4 protein-coding genes and 1 pseudogene are annotated in these 3,683 nt (G+C 72.3%); 3 read left to right on the top strand and 2 right to left on the bottom strand.

The annotated features are described in order from the left end of the window. A pseudogene (locus TN53_RS40060) lies at window positions 1-666 on the top strand (serine/threonine protein kinase); the annotation flags it as partial. Window positions 667-747: 81 nt separating this feature from the next. Here TN53_RS40060 and TN53_RS40055 read toward each other — a convergent pair. Beyond that, window positions 748-1,353: a DNA-binding response regulator gene (locus tag TN53_RS40055; RefSeq protein WP_046263790.1), complete on the bottom strand. Its 606-nt coding sequence runs from the start codon at window positions 1,351-1,353 to the stop codon at window positions 748-750. Beyond that, entirely contained in the window at window positions 1,350-2,501 is a 1,152-nt protein-coding gene (locus TN53_RS40050; RefSeq protein WP_234441816.1) for a sensor histidine kinase, read from the bottom strand. The genes TN53_RS40055 and TN53_RS40050 overlap by 4 nt, the downstream gene beginning before the upstream one ends. 97 nt (window positions 2,502-2,598) lie before the next feature. Here TN53_RS40050 and TN53_RS40045 point away from each other — a divergent pair, with 97 nt between their 5' ends. After that, complete coding sequence (locus tag TN53_RS40045; RefSeq protein WP_046263788.1) at window positions 2,599-2,991, top strand: hypothetical protein; 393 nt, start codon at window positions 2,599-2,601, stop codon at window positions 2,989-2,991. Beyond that, window positions 2,988-3,539 (top strand): hypothetical protein, encoded by a 552-nt coding sequence (locus TN53_RS40040; protein ID WP_046263787.1) that lies wholly within the window; start codon window positions 2,988-2,990, stop codon window positions 3,537-3,539. The genes TN53_RS40045 and TN53_RS40040 overlap by 4 nt, the downstream gene beginning before the upstream one ends. Window positions 3,540-3,683: the final 144 nt, after the last annotated feature.

Below are 3,683 nucleotides of genomic sequence, written 5' to 3'. Positions count from 1 at the left end.
GCGTACGGCCACCCGTCCCAGCCCGGCGTCCCTTCGCCGTACAACCCCTACGGTGGCCCCGGCCACACCCCCCCCTACGGCCCCGGCTTCACCCCGCCTCCCGAACCCCAGCGCCGCAACGGCCGTTCCACCGCCGCCCTGGTCGTCGTCGCCCTGGTCGTCGCGCTCGGCGCGGGCGGCTCGGTCTACGCGCTGATGAACAGCGACGGCGGCGACGACGACAAGGCCGGTCCCACTCCCACCCCCACCACGAGTGCCCCCACGACACCGGGCCCCACCACCCCGGAGCCCTCGCCGACGCCCACCACCTCGGCCCCGACGGACGGCAGCGTCCCGGCCGGCTATCTCGGCACCTGGACCAGCAGCATCGACAACTCGGAGGGCTCGCACGCCCGTCAACTCACCATCCAGGAGGGCGAGGTGGGCGACACCGTCCTCTCGCTCGTCGCCGACGGCCCCGACTACCACTGTGTGTTCGAGGCGGACCTGACCGAAGCGCCCGCCGGCAACGGCCCGTTGCAGATCGGCCCGTCCACGGTCACGGTCGGCGAGCCCGCCTCCTCCTGCTCGCCGGGCGCGGCCAGCGAGGTCACCCTGCTGTCGAACGGCACCCTGGAGCGAGTGAACACGAGCAACGGGGAGAAGCTGACCTACACGAAGCAGTAACCCGAACAACGTGTTCTTCGGGGTGCGGGCGGTGAACGCGAAGGGACTGAAGAGCCCGGTGGCGTTCCCGGACCCGCAGGCCTAGATCCACCCCTGTTGCCAGGCGTGATGGGCCGCCGCATGCCGCGTGGTGGCCCCCAGCTTGGACATGGCGGCCGAGAGGTAGTTGCGAACGGTCCCCTGAGCCAGATGCACCTGCGCGGCGATCTCGGCCACCGAGGCCCCCGTACGGGCCGCCCGCAACACCTCCAACTCCCGGTCGCTGAGCGGACAGTCGTCCTCCGTCAACGCGGACGCGGCGATGTCCGGATCGACGTAGCGGCGCCCGGCGGCGATGTCACGGAGGATCTCCGCGAGCCGGGCCGCGGGGGTCGTCTTGGGCACGAACCCGCGGACACCGGCGGCCAGGGCGCGGCGCAGGACGGCCGGCCGGGCGTGCCGGGTCACGAGGACGACGTGGGTGTCCTGGCGGGCGGCCCGGATCTCCTCGGCGGCCCGCAGCCCGTCCGTGGGCGGCATCTCCAGATCCAGTACGGCGATGTCGGGCCGGTGCTCCAGGGCGAGCCGTACGGCATCGGTGGAGGTGGCGGCCTGCGCGACCACCGTGAGGTCGTCCTCCAGGGAGAGGAGTGCGACGAGGGCGCCGCGCAGGAGGTCCTCGTCGTCGGCGAGGAGGAGCCGGATCACCGCAGGGGGAGGGTGGCCGTCACCACGAACCGCTCGCCGTCCCGTTCCCACGTCAACTCCCCTCCGGTTGCCCGCAGTCGCTCGCCGAGCCCCGCCAGTCCCGTGCCGTCGTGCGTCGCGTCGGGCGGATCGGCACCGTCGTTGCCGATCCGCAGCCGCGCCTGTCCGCCGGTGACGCGGAACTCGACCTCGGCGTGGAGCGCGTGGCTGTGCCGCAGCACGTTGGTGGTGGCCTCACGCATCACCAGACCCAGCAACTGCCGTGCGGGATCGTCCAGACGGGCCGCCGACTCCAGCTCCGTCCGCGCGTCGATGCCCGCAGCGGCCAGGACCCGGGTCGCGTTGGTGATCTCGCCGTCCAGAGTCGTACGGCGGTACCCCCGCACCACGGCACGAGTGTCCCGGAGCGCGTCCGCGCACAACTCCCTTACCTCCCGCATCTCGGCGGCCGCGCGCGCGGGATCGCCCTCGGCCAGTCGGGACGCCAACTCACTCTTCAGCGCGATGACTTGCAGATGGTGTCCCTGGATGTCGTGCAGCTCCGAGGCGAACCGCAGCCGCTCGTCCTTCACCGCCAGCTCCGCCTCCAGGCGCCGCGCCCGGTCGAGCCGCCCCGCGATCCGCCAGGCCCACAGCGGCCCGAGCACGGTCCACACGGTGAACGCGGTCAGACAGGCCGGGAAGAGAGCGGCGTACGCCAACTCCTCGTCCCCCGCGACCAGGTTCACGGCACTGCCCGGCACCAGCGCGAGGACGACGGCACCGCCGATCAGCCACCGCCTCCCGGCCGCGGAGAGATAGACGGCCACGATCGCCACGGTCACGGCCGGGGCGACCGCCCACAGCCCGTAGTTGTGCCGGGCCAGCGGCAGCACGGCGAGCGCGGCCGCGGCGAGACAGGCGGTGACCAGCCACCCCGCGAGTGGCCGCAGCACCGGCGTGCGGTCCTCCATCGCCCCGCCGAGGAGCACGGCGGCGGCCACGGCATGGACGCCCAGCGCCGGGACCACCGGCGCCCGCGCCCACAGCGGCACGTCCCCGTCCAGGGCCCAGCTCCCGTACGCCAGCACCAGCACACAGACGACGGTCCCCGGCACGGCCCACCACGTGTAGCGCCGGAAACTCGTGAGCCCCGCCCCGTTGTCCACGCGGCCATTGTGGCAGCGCCCGGATGACAGATGTCATACGACGACGTGCGCGGTCGGCACTACTGACACCGGTGCCGCCCGTCCCAGTCTGAGAGGCATGGAAAACCAACAGCACCACGGATTCGCCCGCCACTACGTCGAGATGATCCTCGCGATGCTGGCCGGCATGCTCGTCCTCGGCGCGGCCCTGCGGGGCGTCCTGGCGCTCACGGACATCCAGTACGACATGTCCCGCCAACCCCAACTGGTCACGCTGGAGATGGCGTTCACGATGTCCGCCGGCATGGCGTTGTGGATGCGCCGACGGGGGCACGCCTGGCCCGGCATCGCGGAGATGTCCGGCGCGATGTTCCTTCCCGCGCTGATCCTCGTACCGCTTCTGTCCCTGGACGTCGTGGACCCCGACGCGGCGATGGCGTGGGAGCACCTCGCGATGCTGCCGCTGATGTTCGTCGTCATGCTGCGGCGCCGGACGGAGTACGGCGCGTGAACGCGCAGACGGTGATACGCCGCTGGCCGACAGCCGCGGCCCTCGCGATCTGGGCCGCCCAGGCCGTGGCGGGTGCGTCGGACAGCCTGGACGACTCGGTGTCCGGTTTCGGCGAGGTCCTGCCGCTGCTGCCCTTGCTGTACGTGGTGATCAACCAGATCGGCACACCCCGGGCGACTTGGCCAGGGCTGGGCGGGGGCCTGGTGCTCGTGTTCGGCCTCCAGGCGCTGGACCTGGTCTCGCCGGCGGGGGTGATGGTCGGGATCGCGTTGGGGGTGCTGCTGTGGGGGACGGTGCGGGGTGCTCCGCGCCCTCTGGGCGTGCAGGCCGTAGGGGTGGCCGTCTTCGGGACGCTGGCGGTGACGGGCCTGCTGGCCGACCCGGAGGTGGGCCGCTGGCTGGTGGCGGCGGGCTGGTTCTTCCACGGGCTGTGGGACTTGGCGCACCTGACGCTGGAGAGGCTGAAGGGGACAGTGGCGCCGAGCTTTGCGGAGTGGTGCGCGGTGGTGGACGTGCTGGTAGGCGTCGAACTGTTGCTCCTACGGTGACTGCATGTCCCTAAGGGGCGCGGGGAACTGCGCGACCAGCCACTGACTGCCCGCACACGCCGCACACGACCAGCCCCTACGGCGATGGCGCCCTTCGTCACCTAGGTTCTGGCGGCCGCTGCCGAGGCATGTTCGGCCGAGCCC

It is taken from the genome of Streptomyces sp. WM6386 (genome assembly GCF_000972385.1).
Classification (GTDB): domain Bacteria; phylum Actinomycetota; class Actinomycetes; order Streptomycetales; family Streptomycetaceae; genus Streptomyces.
Note: the sequence above shows the minus strand (reverse complement) of the source record. Positions and strands in the feature narration are given on the sequence as shown.

Excerpts from the sequence above, each read along its gene's own strand:
- TN53_RS40045 (WP_046263788.1), top strand. The coding sequence starts at position 2,599 with ATGGAAAACCAACAGCACCACGGATTCGCCCGCCACTACGTCGAGATG.